The sequence below is a fragment of the Paenibacillus sp. FSL R7-0179 genome (assembly GCF_038002265.1).
Classification (GTDB): Bacteria; Bacillota; Bacilli; order Paenibacillales; family Paenibacillaceae; genus Paenibacillus_AQ.
In genome coordinates, this window is record NZ_JBBOCC010000001.1 from 1,466,898 (window position 1) to 1,483,387 (window position 16,490).

The window sequence follows — 16,490 nt, forward strand, 5'->3', positions numbered from 1 at the left end:
AAAACAGCATACATGGTGCTCACATGCAGGTCGTGTGGCCGAATGTATGCGGAAAACAGCATACATTGTGCTCATCGCAGGCGCATGGCCCGAATGTATGCGAACAACAGCATACATTTGGTGGCCGGGTTACTCCAGGTTGCCGCCCAATCCGCTATCTCTGCTCTCTGATACTAATTCGTACCGTATGCCTCAATGCCCATCCCGATGCTCAGACTCAGCCTGGCGGGCGTTGTCATAGCGGCGGGCGGACAGCCAGATGCTACCGGTGAACAGGACGATCAGGCCGAGGATAATGCCGAAGCGCCAGTCCCCGGCCTTGAAGTTGAGCTGAAGGACGGTAAGCACCAGGGCGACCTGGGTCCAGACGAGGGTCCGTTTGCGGAAGGCGGTAATGTCTCCGGCCATCTTCGGCATGCCGCGGATAATCCGGTACGCCAGGAGGGCGAGGATCAGCGCAAACAGGGCGGTTCCGGCCATTTCGCCGATGGTTAATCTATTCATGGTCTCAGAATCCTTTCGGGGTAACATCTTAATTAAGCTAATTATAACGACCGCCATACCCGCGTGCAAAGCATCCTGACAGCTTCAGGAGGCCAGCTTGCGGATCTCATCGGCAGGCAGCGGAGGGAAGAACAGGAATCCCTGAATATGCGGGCAATTATGCTGCACCAGGAAGGCCAGCTGCTCCGGCGTCTCGACCCCTTCGGCAATCAGGTCATAGCCAAGCTGGGAGGCGACGAAGACGATGGATTTAATAATGGTCTCATCTATGGAGCTGACGCCGATGCCGGTGATGAAGGTGCGGTCAATCTTGATTTTGTTCACGGGAAAATGCTTCAGGTAATTCAGCGAAGAATATTTCGTGCCGAAATCATCGATGGAGACGATGATGCCGTGATCGCGCATCTGCTGCAGCAGCGGATAATGCTCCTCCAGCAGCGCGGTGCTCTCGGTAATCTCGAATTCCAGCACACCGGTATCCAGTCCGTACTCGTCAAGCACGGCCAGCAGATTCTCAATCAGGTTACGGTTGTAGAACCAGCTGTTGGAGATATTAATTGAAGTCCGCAGCAGCGGCATCCCCAGGCTGCGCCATTCGCAGAGCTGGCGGCACACCTCACGCAGCACCCAGTCGGTCAGCTGGATCATCAGCCCCGCTTCTTCGACTGCAGTGATGAACGTCCCTGGTCCAATCAGCCCCTTCTCGGGGTGATTCCAGCGGATCAGTGCCTCTATCCCGATCATTTCCCCTGTGATGGCGTTGATCTGGGGCTGATAGTGGAGCACGAATTCTTCCCGCTCCAGGGCGGAGTGCAGATATTTGGCGATCATCGTCTTCTGCTCCAGCTTCTCGCGCAGATCCCAGTCGAAGATGAAGTAATTGGCATCCTCCTGCGACTTGGCCTGGTACATCGACATATCGGCGAATTTCAGCAGATCATCCGTCTTCTGCGAGTGCTCGGGGTACAGGGAGATGCCGATACTGGTCGACAGGCTCAGATGCGCTCCCGAGATCAGGAGAGTCTGTGAGATCAGCGTGCTGATCCGCCCGGCGATCACAGGAATATCCGTGTGCGGCAGACCCGCGAAGATCATCACGAATTCATCTCCGCCGGTACGGGCGAACAGCTTGAAGGGCAGACCCCCGGATTTGAGCCGTCCGGCCAGGGTCTTGATCACCTGGTCCCCTGTAGAATGCCCGAGCGTATCATTAATCTCCTTGAACCGGTTCAGGTCGAAAAAGAATAAGGTATAGGTCTGCGTCGGCTCCGAGCTCTGCAGCAGACGCTCGAATTCATCCATGAAGAAGCGCCGGTTGGGGATTTCTGTCAGGCTGTCGTAATGGGCAAGCTTCTCATAGAGACGCTTGGAAATACGCAGGTCACGGGTCCGGATGCTGACCAACCGCTCCAGTTCACGGTTGAAGCGGCTCTGATACCAGAAGATATATAGAATGAAGGCAATCACCAGCAGAAAAGCAAGATCAATCCACAGCACGCTGAGCAGCACCTGCCATTTCTTGTGGGAGGGCAGGGAAATCCCCATCAGCCAATGCTGATTGTAGGTGTTGACGGGAACCGTGAGCCGCGGGTCCAACGCACGGGCTTTATTGCCGAACAGGAAGGTATGATCCTTGGCAGTGACATAGATATTACTATCCTTATACACGAGCTGGTTAATGATATTATCAATCTTCACGGTGACGGAGACGATGCCCTCCAGAGAGTTATCCTTATAGATGGCCTGCCGGATCACCATGCCATAGCCGCCCTGGGCAAGTGTGCGCGGACCGTCTACTGTAATGCTGCGGGAACGTAGCGTTTCTTGGATCATGCCGGGAGAGGCCAGGGAGGAATCCAGCAGCAGGCTTCTGCCTAGCAGTGAAGAATTGCCTTCAAGCGGGTAGAGGTAGCGGATCAGACCATCCGGAGCGATCATGATATTCGTGACGTTGCTGGTGTTCTTGGCGTGTGCGGTGGCCAGGTAGCTCTGAATCAGGGCCGGATCGGCATCGAAGCCGACGGTTTGGATAAAGGAGCTGACCCCTTTCACAATGGCCACCCGTTCTTCGATGTTCGAGGCCAGCATGACCGCCTGTGAGGCCAGATCCGCCTTCTCGGCTCTATATTCCCGGGCCAGGGATACGGAATAGTAATAGAACAGGCAGAGCTGCAGGACGATAATGAAGCCGATGATGATGCTTAAAGGCTTTTTACTGAGGAAAGCCATGGATTGCCCCCGATACCGGAAAAATAAAAGCCGCAGATGTCAAAGCATATAATAAGCGGTTCCTAGACCGCAGGGAAATGTCGATAAATGTCGCTTGGGTCTCTATAGCATGTCATTATTATCGTGTTTGCGCAAGGGAATTCCTAACAAAACCCGGCTGAATCCAAAAACGGATAAACACCGTCTGCATAAAAGGGCAGTAAGCATTTATCCGAGTTTTTGGACAGAAGGGCATGGCCCTGCCCGGCAGGAAGGCCGGAGTTATTTTTTGAAGATGCCCAGCGGGGCACCCATCGGCAGGAAGGTACGTCCGAAGTGGGCGTTGAGCACAGATGCGCCGCAGCCGTAGAGGGATACGATACCGATCGCCATTTCCGATACGGCAGCCAGCTTATGGAAGAATTCCGCAGCAACGCCGAAGGCATCCATCGAGAGACCGAGGAACAGGAAGTCGATCAGGATGAAGATAATCAGCAGTACGCGGTTCGCCTCAACGGCGCCGAGCGTCATGAAGAGTGTGAACACAAGATATCCTGCAAAAACAAATCCCAGCTGCTTGGGATCAACGCCCTCTGCCAGCACTGCACCGAACACACCGAGCTTGATCAGCCAGCTTGCTCCCATGCCGAACCAGAAGAACGCATAGGCGCCGAAGGCAGTCATGCCGAAGGTATTGTTGTGCTTGGCATCCTGGATGGATGCAAATAGCTGGGCGAAGGCTCCAAGGAAGATGGCCCATGGAATAGCATAGCTGAGACCTGTTGTAATTTCGAGCTTTTGTGAAGAAGCGACCAGGGTAACGATGGCTAGTCCGAACAAGCCGATGGCGCTGGGGTCGGCGGTAACGATTTTGACGGACTGTGAGGTGTGCGGTTGCGCTGACATAACAATGAAAGCCTCCAATTTTCATAAGTGTTCGCATAGGATAACAGCACCCTGGACCGGGTGCTGTTATCAGCCTGCCTATCATATCATATCGCCCGTAGCTTGCCTATAAAAGAAGTCTGTTACCGCCCGGTGTAATAATTACCTTGCTCCAGAAAAGAATACAGCGCCTGAGCCTGAAGCGGACGGCTGATATAGTAACCCTGAAGCTCGTCGCTGCCCAGCTCCCGCAGCATGTCGAATTGCTCTCTATGCTCGATGCCTTCAGAGACTACGCGCAGTCCCAGATTATGGCTCAGCTCGATAATCGCCTTGACGAGCACATCCCCTTGGGCCTCCCGTGACATCTCGGAGATGAAGGAGCGGTCAATCTTGATCACATCGACCGGGAAGCGGCGCAGATAGCTGAGGGAGGAGAAGCCGGTACCGAAATCATCCAGTGAGATCCGGAACCCGTGGGCCCGAAGCTGCTTCAGCGACAGGAAGATGCCGTCGCCGGAGACGAGCACGCTCTCCGTGATCTCCAGCTCCAGGCTGGAGGCCGGCAGCTCATATTCATCCAGCAGCTCTAAGAGCAGCTCCAGCAGGCCCGGCTGCATGAGCTGCAGCGCGGAGATGTTCACTGCGGCGGTAAGCTCAAGCCCCCGGCTGCGGAAATCGCGCATATCAGAGCACACCTGGCGCAGCACCCAGCTGCCGATGCCGACGATGGAGCCGCTGCTCTCCGCAAGCGGAATGAATTCGGCCGGTGAGATGTTGCCATAGCCCGGATTGTTCCAGCGCAGCAGGGCTTCCACCTTGGACACCTGTCCATGCCCCGTGCTGAGAATCGGCTGGTAGTGCAGCTCGAACTCGTTCCCGGCGGCAGCGGAGAGGAGCTGCTGGGCCAGCACTTTTTTGCGCCGGATGCCTGCTTCCAGATCCTCTGAATACTGAAAAATATTATTGCGGCCGGTCTCCTTGACGTGGAACATGGCCAGATCCGCCTGTTTGACCAGATAATCGGCGTCTTCCCCGTTCTGCGGATAAATACTGATGCCGATGCTGGCGGTATTATATAGAAGATGTCCCTTGATCCGGTGCGGCATGGACAGGGCTTCCTGAATCCGGGAGAGCTGCCGGGCAATGCTGTCTTCATCAGGCACATCGTAGAGCAGAATGGTGAATTCATCCCCGCCGAGCCGGGAGACCACATCACGCTTGCCGACAACCTGTGTGATGCGGAACGCAGTCTCCTTCAGGATAGAATCGCCGAAGTCATGGCCAAGGGTATCGTTCACCGTCTTGAAATGGTCCAGATCAATGAAGACCAAGACGATCTGCCGGTCACTTCCCTTGACGGCGGCAATCGCTTCATTCAATTTGTCGAAAAACAGTGAGCGGTTGGGCAGCCGGGTCAGCGGGTCCAGCATCGATTGCTGCCGCAGCTCGTCCTGGGTCTGCTCCAGCGAATCAATCATCCGGTTGAATTCGACCTCAACCTCGCTGAATTCATCCTGCCCGGAGCTGGGAATCCGGATCGACAGATCCTTGCTGCTGCCGATTCTACGGATGTTGCGGACCAGAGAAGACATTCTTCTCAGAATGAACCGGTTCACGAAGAGGAGGCTTGCGCCCAGCATTAACATAATGGAGATGAAATAGAACATACGGAAGGTGGAGAGTGACTTGAGCCCGCTGTTGTAGAACTGGCGGGGTTCCTTCAGGGTGAGGACCATTCCGGGATCACCGAACAGATCGTCTAGTACAGTATGGATGCACATCTGCCCGCCCCGGACAGGGCCGGTCCAGACGCGCTCGCCTCCGCTGTCTGCAAGCAGGGGGGTGGTGAGGCGCGACATCTCCACCGTGGACAGGGTATCCTCCCAGATCTGCGCGATCCCGTCCTGGTGCAGCATCCGTCCGGCAATGGCTGTTCCGATGACCGGCTTGCCCTTGGTGCTGTTAAGAATAGGGGTAAGGGTAATTAGCATAGTCCCCTTGTCCAGATTAACGAAGCCGCTCCTGCTCTCGCCGGGAGCCCCCGGCACAGGCAGACGGCTTCGAATCAGCTTCATTAGCGTTAGCTGCTCCTGGGTTAAAGGGGTGACTATTCCTGCCTGCAGATCATAAGAGCCGCCATACAGCGGTTGTCCGTCCAGATCTAGCAGGGCAATCATATCGAAATGATTCATTGGATAAGCAGCCGGTTCAAGACTGCTGCGGATGAAGGCGGCAGCTGGACTGCGGGTGTCAGCAGAGCCGGTAGCCGCTGCGCTCTCCATGAACCGGTAGGTTTCATCACGGACGGCAACATCAAGGAGTCCTGTTCTAAGGTTCTCCAGCTCTTGATGATAAGCGGCGGTAGCCTTGCTCAGGTTGCGCTCCAGCTCTGCCTCATCCAGCTTCTCGAAGCGGTTCAGCAGAATCAGGTGAAGCATCAGATAGGTGGTGCCAATGCCGAGGATAGCGACAAAACTAATGAAGATGATTATTTTTTTGCGGAGTTTCATCTGATCCCCTTCATTATTTAAGATTTAATAGGAAATAAGTACCATCGATTATAGTGTACCACGATTAGGGAATATTTTGCAGCGTAAATCTGCCCGAAGTGTCGAATTTTGATGTATAATAATTTAATGATAATAATTATCAAATAATAATAAAAGGAGATTACTCTTGGCATGATGGAGAAGTGGACTCTATTTAAGAAAGCCTCACGGTTTGGAGTGATCCCTGTTATGCTCATACCGGTTGTCCTGGGAACGGCCGGGGCCTATGTATGGCAGGGAGTATTCCATCCGTTTTTATTTGTAATCACGTTCATTGGAGCGGCTGCTGCGCATTTATTCTCCAATATGGTAAATGACTTGTGGGATTTCCGCAACGGAACCGATACGGAGGCCCAGCATACTCCTGGAGCGATCTCCACGAACTCGGGGTTCCTGTCCGGGGGCGTCATGCGTGAGTCGTTGTTTGCCCTGCTGACCTGGGGGCTGCTGGCCGTTGCGGCTGGCTGCGGCCTGCTGCTCAGCCTGTACAGCGGCTGGGAGATTCTCTGGTTCGTGGCCGGAGGGGCACTGATCGCTTATTTCTATGTGGCGCCGCCGCTGCAGTTCGGATACCGTGGCAAGGGCTACAGCGAGCTTGCCATCTTCCTGTCCTTTGGACTCATGCCGGTGCTAGGCGCGTATTTCGTTCAGACCGGGGCGTTCAGCCTGAAGCCGGTGCTGCTGTCGCTGCCCAGCGGCCTGCTCACTACCCTGCTGCTGTTCAATCATCACTTTCTGCACTGGAGAGCTGACAAGCAGGCCGGCAAGCTTACACTGGTCGTGGTATGGGGGGAACGCAGAGCGCTGATCTTCTCCCAGGTGCTGCTTTATATCTCTTACGCTTCGCTGATTGCATGTGTGCTGCTTCATATTTTGCCGGTATATGCGCTGCTCGCTCTGTTGACAGCCATTGCCCCGATACGGATCTACCGCAGCCTCCTGCCGGAGAATCCGTCGGAAGCCTACCTGCCGCTTATGGGGGCTTCACAGCGCGCATCGGTACGCTGCGGGGCGGTCATGACAGTGGCGCTGCTGATCCAGGGTCTTTTTTAAAATATATATCAATGATAGGCTACTACACTACAGAAAGCGGGAGAATTCATGGACAAGCAGCTGCCAGCGAACGAAGGCATACCTGCAACGCAGGGCAAGCAAACGGTAATCGGGGATTTCCATACCATTCTGGAGGAAGGAAAGGTCTGGCAAACGGGCGGCTTCAAGCTGCCGGACGGCTCGTTCTGGGCGTATCGTGAGCCGGAAGCGGTGGTGATCGTGCGTAATGATCATCTGTATGTGCGGGCTCAGCTGAGCCGCCGCCATGATCAGGTGCAAATTCTGGATAATGCCAAGCATATGTACTATTCGGCCCAGCCGGTAGAGATTCCGGAGGAAGGCGAAATCCGCTTCGAGCTCCAGATCCGCGCCCGCACGCAGGGGACTGCTCCGGGGGATCTGTATGACGGCTATGTGTCGCTGAATCTGCTGGACTTTACCACAGGCGCGGCACTTGATTTCTTTGCGGGCAATGATAAATATGCCAGTGTGTACGGCATCCTTCCGTTCCCCGGGGTGACCGTACCCGAGACGGGAGGCACCAAATACTTCTGTATTTTCAAGGAGGATACGGACTTCAAGCCGCGTGAATTCAACACGTACGCCATCACCTACCATCGGGGCAATAATGAGGCTGTCTTCTATGTGAATGGGAATGAAGTGCGGCGCGAGCGGAATGTGCCCGTGAAATTCAACAGCTTCACCATCGCTCTGGGCATTATGACGGAGAAGGACCTGACCCCGGAAGGCAGCGTGTCGGCACATGGCCAGACGGTTATAGCTGAATGGTCGCCGGTTACTATCACAACCACCGCACAGTAACGTGCTCATATGACTGATAAGGATGAATAGCCGTGAATCTAAGAACTTTCTTCAAGTTTGTCGAGCTGCCGACGAAGGTGGCCAGTATGCTTCCGCTGCTGCTGGGGACGCTGTATGCCCTGTACCGGTTCGAGGACTTCTATATCCTGCGCTTCGTGCTGATGCTGGTGTCCCTCTTAAGCTTTGATATGGCGACAACAGCGATCAACAACTATTATGATTTCAAAAAGGCCGCCAAAACCCATGGCTACGGGTATGAGACCCATAATCCGATTGTCCGCTTCAAGCTGAAGGAGTCTACGGTGGTGACGCTGATCGTCATTCTCCTTGTGCTGGCGGCAGGCGGGGGCATTGCCCTGGTATTCCAGACTGGACTGCTGGTATTCCTGCTTGGAGGACTCTCCTTCCTGATCGGCATCCTGTACTCCTTCGGACCGATCCCCATCTCGCGGATGCCGCTCGGTGAGCTGTTCTCCGGGCTGTTCATGGGGTTCGTCATTATTTTCATCTCGGCCTATATTCATTCGGACCAGGCGGTGGTCACGCTGCTGCTGAAGGGCGAATGGATCAGCCTGCATATTAATTTTCTTGAGGTGCTGTATCTGTTCTGGTTCTCCGTCCCGGCAATACTGGGGATTGCCGGAATTATGCTCGCGAACAATATCTGCGATATTGAGGATGACATTGAGAACCGCAGATACACGCTGCCGGTGTACATCGGACGGGAGAATGTGCTGCTGCTGTGGAGGCTGCTCTATTATGTGTCTTTTGCCGATCTGATTGTACTGGTGCTGCTCGGGGTCCATCCGGTCCTGGTCCTGCTGCTCCTGCTGACCCTGATTCCGCTGCGCCGCAATATTGCACGCTTCTATCAGGAGCAGCATAAAGGCACGACCTTCATTCTGGCGGTGAAGAATTTCGTGCTGATGAGTGCGGCAAGAATCCTTGTGCTGGGTATAGCTGTTATATGGGTCACACTAAGATAAGGAAGGTGATAACTTTGGCAGAGAAGCTTCGCTGGGGAATCATGGGCTGTGCGCAGATCGCTACAGGCTCGGTCATGCCGGCTATCCAGGAGTCCAAGACCGGGGTGATCCGGGCGGTGGCCAGCCGGGGACTCACGAAGAGCAGCAGCGTAGCCGCCGAATTCGGCATTGAGCAGGCATACGGCAGCTATGAAGAGCTGCTTGCGGACCCGGAGGTGGATGCTGTCTATATTCCGCTTCCGAATCATCTGCACTGTGAGTGGGTGATCCGCGCGGCTGAAGCCGGTAAGCATATCCTATGCGAGAAGCCGATTGCGCTGAACAGCCGTGAGGCGGCCGAGATGGTCGGGGCCTGCCAGAAGGCGGGCGTTCACTTGGCGGAGGCTTATATGTACCGGCATCATCCGCGCATCAATGAGCTGCAGGTGATTATTGCCAGCGGCGAGATCGGTGCAGTGCGTACCATCCGCGGCACGTTCACTTACAACGATGCTACGGATACCTCCAACATCCGCTTCAATGCTGCCTGGGGAGGCGGATCGCTCTATGATGTCGGCTGCTATCCGCTCACTGCGGCGCGGCTGCTGTTCGGTACAGAGCCGGAGGCTGTAACCGTGCACGCGCTGTTCTCGCCGGAGCATGACAATGTAGATATGGTTGCCTCCGGGCTGGTGGAGTTCCCCGGCGGGAAGAGCCTGATCTTCGACTGCGGGATGTGGGCGTACAACCGCCAGCTGCTGGAGGTGCTCGGTACGCAGGGGCGGATTGAGGTTCCGATGCCGTTCAATGCGAGATTCGATGATGCGGAGTTCTTCGTGTACGGCGGCGGTGAGCCCCGGCGTGTCGCAGCCGTCGGAGCCAACCCTTACGTCCAGCAGGCCGACCATTTCGCCAGGGCAGTCTTCAGCGGCAAGCCCTGGATTGCGGAAGAGGACCCGCTGCTGAATATGAGGTTAATCGAGAGCTGTCTGGAATCCGCCCGGAGGCGTGAGCGAATCCGCTTAGGGTAATCATTTGAGTTCATTTTCATAAACAACGCCAAAAAGCAGCGATTCTTCCAGTTACGGAGGAATCGCTGCTTTTGTGGTGAGGAGAGGGTCCAGGTTAGATTGGGTTCAGAAGGAGCTCATCCTCGTCTTTGCCGCCACGGTTGAAGGCTTCACGGTCGAATTCACCCTCCGAATTGGCGACCAGCAGGGCTGTAACGGTCGTTCCGGTAGCATTCACTGCGGTGCGGCCCATATCGATAAGAGCCTCTACCCCGGCAACAATGGCTATACCTTCAAGCGGCAAGCCGAGTGCGGTCAATACCACAGTGGTGGAGATGACAGCCGGTCCGGGCACGCCTGCTACCCCGATGGAGGAGATGATGCTGACCAGCACCAGCGTAATATAGTCGGTTCCGGTAAGCTGAATTCCGTAGACCTGGGCGGTGAATACAGCTACAATGGCCGGCCATACGCCGCCGCAGCCATTGAAGTTGACGGACGCGCCCAGCGGAGCCACGAAGCTGGCAATGCGCGGTGAGACATGCAGCCGTTTGGTGATCACCTCCAGATTCACCGGCAAGGTGGCATAGCTGCTTCTGGTGGTGAAGGCCACGGTCAGCATCGGGTAGATTTTGCGGAAGAAGCGGATAGGGTTCACCTTGGCCACAAGCAGCACCAGCCCGCCGAAGACCAGAACAAAGTGCAGAATCAGTGCGGCGTAAGAGGTGAGTATGACACTGCCCAGCTCCTGTAAGGTATCCCAGCCGTAGCGTGCCGTGATTCCGGCAATCAATGCGAATACGCCGTAAGGCGTTAAGCGGATAACGAATTTTACGACCTGATGCAGCACGGTTGTCAAGGATTCGATAAGATCACGGACAGGCTTCACGGCCTCCGGCTTCTTGGAGCCGACCTTAATAATGGCCACAGCCAGGAAGATCGCAAAAATCAGCAGTGGTACCACCTTACCAGTAGCCGCTTCATTCACGGGGTTGGACGGGACAAGGTCGAGGATCACCTGTGAGAAGGTGGGGATTTCACGGGCGGTGAAGTCCTCGGGAACGGTCTGCTGGATGCCTTTGCCCGGGTTGAACAGCAGAGCCACGGACAGGCCGATGATGGAAGCGATTCCGGTGGTGCCGAGGAACCAGGCGAAGGTCTTGATGCCGATTTTGCGCAGGTATTCCAGGTTCGTTAAGGAAGAGATGCTGTTCAGCACCAGAATGAACACCAGTGGCACAACAAGCATCCGGATTAGACTGACATAGATGCTGCCGAACGTGCTGATGGCCTTAGTCTCCAATGTGAAATATTGAAAAAATATACCCGCGATTAGTCCAATGCCCAGCCCTGCCAGCACACGGGTGCCGAAGCCGATTCTCTTGCGGGCCATGAAGAACAGGATGGCGAATACGATAATAGAAACCACGAAGCCATGCCAGTTCGTCTCGATGGCGGTTAATAGATTGTTGTCGATATTATTCATGCTGCGCTAAAGCCTCCTAAATAATAGTTTTTTGGTCGGAATTAATGGTTTTAAATGTATATGGTAATTTTATGAATGTCAATGTATAAATATGTTAATATTTATTAATTCCGATAAAACACATGTGATAAATAAATTCGTGATTGACAAGCGATACCAGGATGAATAATATGGAACTTATCTGCAAGCCGTTACGGGATCGACTGGACCGCCAGAGATTCAACAGAAGCGCATAATCATGCGTGCTGTTGAATCTCTTTTTGCGTTCTAGGGCCCTGTAGCCGGCAATGCCAACTATCAGCCTAGGGCGAAATGAAAGGAATGATTCATCTATGAAAAAGCTTACGGTATCCGTTATTACCGCAGCGGTAGTCTTCTCGGCATTGACCTTTGCCGCAGTATCCGCCACTCGAAAAACAGCGGAGGCTGAGCCGGTTCAGGAGAAGGCCGCCGGTGCCGCAGCGGCCAGCCAGCCAACGGCGGCACCGGCGCAGACGAGTTCTCCCGCTGTAGCGGTGCAGGCTGAAGCACCCCCGGCTGAAGCGGCCCAGACCGCAGCGGTCCAGCCTGAGGCATCAGCAGCCCCGGCTGTAGCTGCCGCCGTGCAGGCTAAGGCCAGCGCAGCCCCAGCCTTGGCAGCCCCAGCCTTGGCAGCCCCAGCCTTGGCGGCTCCAGCCGCAGCAGCTTCAGCAGCACCGAAGGATGCCGCAGCGAAGACGGCGGCTCAGCCGAAGGCTACCTCCGCACCTGCCCTTCAAGCTCCCCAAGTGAAGGCTGCCGCCGCCAACCCGCAAGCTGCCGTTCCTTCAGCAGCTCCTGTTATTAGCACCCCTGCTCCTAAATCAGCCGTTGCAGCGGTTCCTACGGCCGCTCCGGCTGCTGTTACCGCCACGCAACAGCCTGTGATTGCCGCAGCGCCTGCTGTAACACAGGCCCCTGCTGCCACACAGGCTCCAGCCAAGGCCGTTACATTCTCGACAACCGAAGTGGTCAAAGCCAAAGCTACTGCAGCACCTGCTTCTGCGGCTAACACAGCTAATGCTGTACCGCAACAACCGGTTAGCGCTCCTGCGCCAGCACCGGCAGAAGCTGCTCCTGCAGAGGCTGCTCCGGCTCCGGCCGCTACAGAAGAGGTTTGCCCTTGACGGGCAAGCCTGCTTCAAATATAAGAATTTAGCTGTTACAGACCCTAACCCAATACAAGTCGAGGTGCACATAATGACAAAACTGCGTAAGCTCCAAAAAATAGTACCGCTGCTGCTGGCAGCCTCTCTATTCGTTCTCCCGGTTCACCAGGCAACAGCAGACCAGGACGCCTTGCCGGAAGCAGAGGCCTTAGTTCAAGCAGCTTCCAAGGGCGGCGTAAGCCATTATAACTATTTCAACAATGTCTACAGCCATCTGAAGGATGAGAATCATGTGTTCAAGACAGCAACGTATGAGGATATCGTCCATCTGTTTGAGAGTGAAGGAAGCTATGCGGTGCTGGTGGGCGGAGCATGGAGCGAGCATACCCAGGCGGAGATAGGTTTTATTAATGAGGCGGCCAAGCAGTATGGTGTATCCACTATCTATAATTTTGATACGAAGCTGGATGGTGACAGTCTGGATATTGCGGACAGCAACAATAAATATGCCTATAAATACGTGGACCTGGTTAATAAGTACTTGAAGAACCTCGACTTGTACGACAAAAGCATTCCCGAGCATAATGTCAGTTACGTCAACAAAGCAGGAGCTGTAATTACTGCGAACAAGCTGGAAGCGCCTTTTCTGTTCGTCTACAACAAGGATCATAAAGACAGCCAGGGCAATAGTGCTCCGATCGTCTCCTATCTGAACGAGAGCAGGTCCTGGAGTGATTTCCAGACGGGCGGAACACTTGACCCTGTTAAGGTGGCGGATTACAAAGCCCTGCTTGAGCCTGTATTCCGCTCAGCAACTTCCTTTAACACAATTGATGAGTCAGCTTATATTAAGGCGGCATTCAATAAGAACTATCTGGGGGAGAATCCGGGCAAGCCGGCAATCTTCACGGAAGGGGACGGCAGTCTTGTCTATGAGCATGTAACCTACCATCAGCTCAAGCAGATTTTGGCCAGTGACGGGAATTATGCGATTCTGTTCGGCGGGTCCTGGTGCCCGAATACGCAAGCTGTAATCAAATACATTAACGAGTATGCCAAGAAATATCAGGTGGACAAAATATATTTCTTCGATACCAAGCTGGATTCCGGGGTGAATGTTGCCGAGCCGGATAATAACAGCGGCGGTACCTATCCGGTCAATCCTCATGGCAATGAGGAGCTTCAGATCCGGGCGACAGGCCATCCCTACGCGAACCTGTATGTAGATCTGGTTAACACCTATCTGACCAACATCAAGACAGAGAACAATACGGCAGCGAAGCCTAACGTAATCAGCTATACTGACAGCAACGGCGTTAAGGTAAGCGGTGACCGGCTTCAGGTTCCGTATTTGTTCACTTATAGCAAAAGCAATACAGATGCCGCCGGGAACAGTGCTCCGATCCTGGGGCATGTGGAGCTGATGTACTCCTGGACGAACATTCAGCCGGGTTATGTGGATACCAGATATCCTTCTGTGTATCCAGTCGGCGTCCGGTATTCCAATACCGTAACGGCCTTGTCGGCTCTGTATTCGCGACTGGAGAGCGTGCCGGGCGGATTGACTGGAATAGCCCCGACTGCGGCCGCAGAGACTGACGGGCAGATTACAGGCACAGGCAACAGAACATTGGAGTATGCGAGGGAGGGGGAAGCTGCATTCACCCCTGTAGCAGGTGAAGCAATTACCGGACTCGCTCCGGGAACCTACGCAGTCCGCTATGCCTCCAAGCCGGGGTATCAGGGACCGATTACATCCACCGGCGGTGCAGTAGCCATCTCATACCCGGCAGGAGCTCCGGTGAAGGTAGTGGTGCCGGAATATACTCAGTCTCAAGCAGCACCTTCCGGACTAACGGGAGTAGCTCCCACTACAGAAGCTAATAATGACGGGCAAATCACAGGAACGGCTGCCGGACAGGAATATAAGCTGGCTGAAGGCGCTGAATACCTTAAGGTAGAAGGTTCGTTCATCGCTGGATTGACCCCGGGGATCTATCTGGTGAGATATCCTGCCAGAGAAGGCTATAGCACCAGCCCGGCCACGGAGGTTGAGGTTCCTGCTTACGGGGAACAGGCAGCGCCGACCGGACTGGCAGGCATTGCACCGACCACTCCTGAGAATAAGGATGGACGCATAACAGGCACCACTACGCTACTAGAGTTCAAGCTCTCCACAGTCACAGATTATGTCTATGCGACGGAGGGTGAAATTACCGGTCTTGTGCCGGGCGTATACAATGTAAGATTTGCAGCCAAAGAAGGCTATAAGGCGGGGCGCGCAGCGGATGTGACCGTGCCGGCCTATACGGCAGAACAGGCAGCCCCAACGGGACTGGCCGGAATTGCTCCGACATCTTCCGAGAATAAGGACGGCCGGATCACCGGCACCACGGCAGCGCAGGAATATAAGCTGTCTACGGCTACGAGTTACGTGTATGCTGTGGGTCCAGAGATTACCGGTCTGATTCCGGGCACATATGACGTCCGATATTCAGCCAAAGAAGGCTACAAGGCGGGTGCCGCTGCCAGCGTCACTGTGCCTGAATATGTACCGGCTTCCGGCGGCAATCCACCTGCATCCCCCGGCGGTACATCGCCAGGATCAGCACCAGGATCAACACCGGCTACGCCTGTCAGCAGCGAGCCTGTTACGACAACAGCAGGGTCCACGGTGACGGTAAGTGCAGCCGCTTCGGCCACTACCGATGACACTACCGGAGTAACTACAGCGTCCCTTACAGCGGATACACTGTCTAGGCTTGTGGAGAGTCTCACAAAGGCTGAAGCAGCCGGTAAAAAAGCCATCCTGGAAATTAAGGTGGAGACAAAGACTGATACGCAGACCGCAGAGCTGATTTTGCCGAGAAGTGCATTCAATGCCTTAGCCTCGGGGACCAAGGCTGACATTAAAGTCAGCTATCTGAACGTGGGGACGATTACCCTTGATGCCCGGTCGGTAGCCAGCATCAGCAGCGCGGCAGACGGTGGAGATATCCATCTCCGGATCGCCAAGGTCTCGCTGAGCGAGGAGGGGCAGGCGGTACTCGGCAACCGGCCGGTCTATGATCTGTCTCTGACGGCGGGCGAGAGTGAGATCAAGGCGTTCGGCGGCGGCAAAGCCCATATCAGTGTGCCGTACACTCTGAAGGAAACTGAGGATGCCAATGCCTTGGTGATCTACTATATTACGGAATCCGGTACCCTGGAGACGATACGCGGCGGCTACAACCAAGCGGCAGCCAGTGTGAATTTCGTGACTCCGCATTTCTCCCAGTACATCATCGGATATAACAAAGTGAGCTTTGCCGATGTGCCGGAGACGGCCTGGTTTAACAACGCGGTAAGCTTCCTGGCTGCGAGAGGAATTACTTCCGGGACAGATGACAATCAGTACAGCCCGGATGCCGCCGTAACCAGAGGCCAATTCATTGTTCTGCTGCTTAAGGCTTACGGAATAACGCCGGAGAGTAAAGGCGCAGCGAACTTTAGCGATGCAGGAGCGGCCTATTACACCCCTTATCTGGCTGCTGCCAAGAAGCTGGGGATTGCCTCCGGCTCCGGCGATAACCAGTTCAAGCCGGACCGGCAGATTACACGGCAGGAGCTATTCACCTTGCTGTACCGCGCACTGAATACGCTGGGCGAGCTTCCCGGGCAGGCTGAAGGCGTAACACTTGCCGCTTACAGCGATGCATCGCAGATTGCCGGCTATGCGCAAGAAGCCTTGCAGGCTCTCACGGAACGCGGAGTGATTAAGGGTGAGGGCGGCAGATTACAACCGCTTGCGCTGTCCACTAGAGCACAGGCGGCCCAGGTTATTTACAATTTGCTGGCGCAATAGCAGCGCTTCCTCAGCAGCATAGCAAGTTTATTAA

11 protein-coding genes are annotated in these 16,490 nt (G+C 54.8%); 6 read left to right on the forward strand and 5 right to left on the reverse strand.

Annotated features, from left to right (window positions below; genetic code table 11):
* Positions 1 to 192 precede the first annotated feature (192 nt).
* From MKX63_RS06490 to MKX63_RS06505, 4 genes are all read right to left on the reverse strand, one after another.
* A complete protein-coding gene (locus tag MKX63_RS06490; protein WP_341016031.1) occupies positions 193 to 504 on the reverse strand; it encodes a hypothetical protein in 312 nt (103 codons plus the stop codon).
* Positions 505 to 588: 84 nt separating this feature from the next.
* Positions 589 to 2,733 carry a bifunctional diguanylate cyclase/phosphodiesterase gene (locus tag MKX63_RS06495; RefSeq protein WP_341016033.1) on the reverse strand — a complete coding sequence of 715 codons (2,145 nt, stop codon included), beginning with the start codon at positions 2,731 to 2,733 and terminating at the stop codon, positions 589 to 591.
* A gap of 261 nt (positions 2,734 to 2,994) precedes the next feature.
* Positions 2,995 to 3,618: an acetate uptake transporter gene (locus MKX63_RS06500; protein WP_341016035.1), complete on the reverse strand. Its 624-nt coding sequence runs from the start codon at positions 3,616 to 3,618 to the stop codon at positions 2,995 to 2,997.
* Between the two features lie 122 nt (positions 3,619 to 3,740).
* A complete protein-coding gene (locus tag MKX63_RS06505; protein WP_341016036.1) occupies positions 3,741 to 6,110 on the reverse strand; it encodes a bifunctional diguanylate cyclase/phosphodiesterase in 2,370 nt (789 codons plus the stop codon).
* A gap of 171 nt (positions 6,111 to 6,281) precedes the next feature.
* On the opposite strand from MKX63_RS06505, the gene MKX63_RS06510 reads away from it, so the two are divergent.
* From MKX63_RS06510 to MKX63_RS06525, 4 genes are read left to right on the forward strand one after another with little or no spacing between them, the layout of a single operon-like run.
* Entirely contained in the window at positions 6,282 to 7,202 is a 921-nt protein-coding gene (locus tag MKX63_RS06510) for a prenyltransferase (RefSeq protein WP_341016037.1), read from the forward strand.
* Positions 7,203 to 7,250: 48 nt separating this feature from the next.
* Positions 7,251 to 8,024 (forward strand): DUF6081 family protein, encoded by a 774-nt coding sequence (locus tag MKX63_RS06515; protein WP_341016039.1) that lies wholly within the window; start codon positions 7,251 to 7,253, stop codon positions 8,022 to 8,024.
* Between the two features lie 32 nt (positions 8,025 to 8,056).
* Positions 8,057 to 9,010 carry a 1,4-dihydroxy-2-naphthoate polyprenyltransferase gene (locus tag MKX63_RS06520; protein ID WP_341016040.1) on the forward strand — a complete coding sequence of 318 codons (954 nt, stop codon included), beginning with the start codon at positions 8,057 to 8,059 and terminating at the stop codon, positions 9,008 to 9,010.
* A 14-nt stretch (positions 9,011 to 9,024) separates the two neighbouring features.
* Positions 9,025 to 10,020, forward strand: a complete 996-nt coding sequence (locus MKX63_RS06525; protein WP_341016041.1) for a Gfo/Idh/MocA family protein — start codon at positions 9,025 to 9,027, stop codon at positions 10,018 to 10,020.
* A gap of 94 nt (positions 10,021 to 10,114) precedes the next feature.
* Here MKX63_RS06525 and MKX63_RS06530 read toward each other — a convergent pair whose 3' ends face one another.
* Entirely contained in the window at positions 10,115 to 11,485 is a 1,371-nt protein-coding gene (locus MKX63_RS06530; protein ID WP_341016042.1) for a dicarboxylate/amino acid:cation symporter, read from the reverse strand.
* A 332-nt stretch (positions 11,486 to 11,817) separates the two neighbouring features.
* Here MKX63_RS06530 and MKX63_RS06535 point away from each other — a divergent pair, with 332 nt between their 5' ends.
* Entirely contained in the window at positions 11,818 to 12,630 is an 813-nt protein-coding gene (locus tag MKX63_RS06535; RefSeq protein WP_341016044.1) for a hypothetical protein, read from the forward strand.
* A 73-nt stretch (positions 12,631 to 12,703) separates the two neighbouring features.
* Positions 12,704 to 16,456 (forward strand): S-layer homology domain-containing protein, encoded by a 3,753-nt coding sequence (locus tag MKX63_RS06540; protein ID WP_341016045.1) that lies wholly within the window; start codon positions 12,704 to 12,706, stop codon positions 16,454 to 16,456.
* The last annotated feature ends 34 nt before the right edge of the window (positions 16,457 to 16,490 follow it).